The sequence below is a fragment of the Protofrankia sp. Cr1 genome (genome assembly GCF_963555865.1).
Taxonomy (GTDB): domain Bacteria; phylum Actinomycetota; class Actinomycetes; order Frankiales; family Frankiaceae; genus Protofrankia.
Map to the genome: position 1 here is coordinate 9401 of NZ_CAUVXO010000112.1, position 2767 is coordinate 12167.

A 2767-nucleotide genomic window follows, 5' to 3' on the forward strand; every position below is an offset into this window, starting at 1 on the left:
CGTGGTCGATGACGATGTCCGCGCCGAGTATCGCCCGGGCGCACCGACAGAACGCCTCGGCCCACGCGGCCGTCAGGAAGCCCAGCTGGTCTGCGCCGAGCATGCCGTCAAGGACCGCGCGGGCGACGTCATCCGGCAGCATCCGGAAGTACTCGGGCGGCGCCCACGGGGTATGGCTGAAGTGGGCGATCCGCAGATCCGGCCGGAGGCGACGCAACTGCGCAGGCGCAAGAGTCAGGTGGTAGTCCTGGATCAGTACGGCCGCGCCGGGTGCCGCCTCACGCGCCAGCGCCTCGGCGAACATCGCGTTGTAACGTTCGTAGGCCAGCCAGTCCTGCTGGAACGCCGGCCCGAAAGACGGCTGGAATGCCGGTGCATACAGAAGATGCAGGACGAACCAGAGTGTACGGTTGGCGACCGCGTTGTAGGCCCGCTCGAACACGACCCGGTCCACATCGAGCATGCACACCGCGGCGCCGCCGGTGTCATGGCCGGCGAGATCGAGCCGTCCCTGCGGGGCCAGGCGGGTGGCCCGCCGGTCGGCTTCGGTCAGCGCCGCGCAGACCCACACCAGCCCACTGCCACCGGTGGTACCCCTGGACGTGGCATCGTCGCCCGCGACCGCATGCAAGCCACTGACCAGCCCGCCACCGCCGCGACGCGCGGTCAATGAACCATCATCGTCCGCAGTGAACGCCACCGGCCCGCGGTTGGAGGCAACGAGCACACGGGCCGTTCCGATAGACGTGGAACATCCCAGTTCGTCAACCCCCGTGATATGACGCACACCCGGAGACTAGGGCATGCCTTCAAGATCTTCACTCAGGCCGTACCACGCCGGCCCGACCTGGTGCGATCACACCTTGCCCACGCCCTACCCACACCTCATCTACACTTCGTCCACACCGGGCTGAATCCGATAAAATCTTACTATATGATAGTAAGCTATAATTCGCTATCTGCGCCACACGACAGCCCTGCGACATGCCAGCAGCACCACACGACAGCGCCGCCGACTGACAACCCGGGGTTAACCTACTTTTCGACGGAATCAACATAAAATGTCAAATGACTGCGGTTGTCTCGTGTGCCATGCCGCGCACGCGAGCAGATGACAGAGGCAGGGTCCGGGCGGCCCTCCGCGGGCGTGATGCCGCGGGGCGGTAGCGTCCCGACCACGTACCTCCGTGAAGGCTCAAGCCGCGCGAAACCCGCCGAGCTCGGGTGGCGCATGGCCGGTGGGCATGGCGAGGCGATCTTAGCCGGGCTACTCGGGCTCGCTGGCGCATGCCTGGTCGTCGCTACGGCTGGGCGACTCGCGCTACGCTCCGGGGTTGAGCTGCCTACCGACTGGTTCGGGTTGCTCATCCCGGTGCAGCTCGATCGTGCTTCAGCCCTGCCCGCCTTCATGATTATCGGCGTCGCGCTCCTCGTCATCGGCTGGTTGCAACTGTGCCTGCTGGCCAGAAGGGGCTCGGTCTCGCTCAGCCAGACCGGGATCATCATCGCCGTCTGGTGTCTGCCCGTCGCTGTGGGTCCACCGATCCTGAGTCTGGACATATACAGCTATGTGGCGCATGGCGCCATGCTCACCGCCGATCTCAACCCGTACCGGAACGGTCCGGATATTCTGGGTAACCAACCCAGCTTGCTCGCGAGCGACCCGGTCTGGCGGATGTCGCGGGCACCCTATGGGCCATTGGCGCTCGCCCTGCTGAAGGCCGCCTATGGGCTGTCCGGCGGGACCGTGCTGGGAACGGTCCTGATCCTGAGGGCACTCGCGCTCGCCGGTGTCATCGTGATCCTCGGGTGCGTCGCGTGGGCCGCGGACCCCCGGCGACGGCCGCTGGCCCTCGCCGCCGCCGGCAGCCCGGTTGTCATCCTGCAGCTCCTCGGCGCCGTCCACCTTGAAGCGATCATGGTGGCACTGCTCGCCGCGGGCCTGCTGGCCGCCCGGGCCGGGCGTCCGATAGCGTCCATGATGTTGCTTACCGCGGCCACCGCGGTGAAGTGGCCGGCGGCGTTCGCAATCGTGGCGGTCGCCGTGTGGCATGCGGGAACCCCCGTACCGGGCACCCGCCCGCGCAACACCGGCCCTCCCGACGCCCACCCGCCGCGGGCGTGGGTTTGGGCACGGCTGCGGCCGGTGGCTCGGGATGTCGGCGTCGTCAGCGCATCCGGGCTGGTCCTCGTCCTGCTGATTCCAGACGGGCTCGGTTGGTTACGTTCGGCGGCGACTCCCGCCTCGGGCCTCACCCTGTACGCACCGACGGTCGGTCTTGCCGACGGGCTCGCAAGGCTGGGCGACATCGCCGACATGAAGATCCAATTTGCGCAGGCGCTCAACCTGACCCGGACCGCCGGCATCGTAGTCACCGCCGGAGTGATGCTGCGCCTGTTGGCAACCATCCGTGCGCGGAACCTCGCCGCGACTGTCGGCTGGGGCCTACTGACGCTGGCGGTTCTCGGCCCCGTCCTGTACCCGTGGTACCTGACATGGGGGCTGATACCGCTGGCCATGGCAACCGACCGGGTCCGCATGAGTCTGCTCGGCACGGTGTCCGCGGTCGGTGCGTTTCTCGCCCTCCCACACTGCGAACTGTTGTTCGCCAACCTACCTGGAGCCACCCCGTGGCTCCAGCGCCAGGCACCGGTTATCGCGATCAGCACGCTCTTCCTTGTGCTGATCTCTGTGGTGATACTCACACGGCGCCGGGACAGCTGGTCCACGACGACCCTCAAGCGCTGACATCGGCGGGCACCGGCG

At 67.4% G+C, this 2767-nt stretch carries 2 protein-coding genes; one reads left to right on the forward strand and one right to left on the reverse strand.

Annotated elements, in window-relative coordinates:
* Positions 1-727 (reverse strand): trehalose-6-phosphate synthase (locus U9980_RS11615; RefSeq protein ID WP_322767921.1); only part of this gene is annotated, 727 nt, incomplete at its 3' end.
* Between the two features lie 504 nt (positions 728-1231).
* On the opposite strand from U9980_RS11615, the gene mptB reads away from it, so the two are divergent.
* Positions 1232-2749, forward strand: a complete 1518-nt coding sequence (gene mptB, locus U9980_RS11620) for a polyprenol phosphomannose-dependent alpha 1,6 mannosyltransferase MptB (protein WP_322767922.1) — start codon at positions 1232-1234, stop codon at positions 2747-2749.
* Positions 2750-2767: the final 18 nt, after the last annotated feature.

Bases quoted from the DNA above. Each gene is read 5' to 3' on its own strand.
- mptB (WP_322767922.1), top strand. From the start codon at position 1,232: ATGGCCGGTGGGCATGGCGAGGCGATCTTAGCCGGGCTACTCGGGCTC.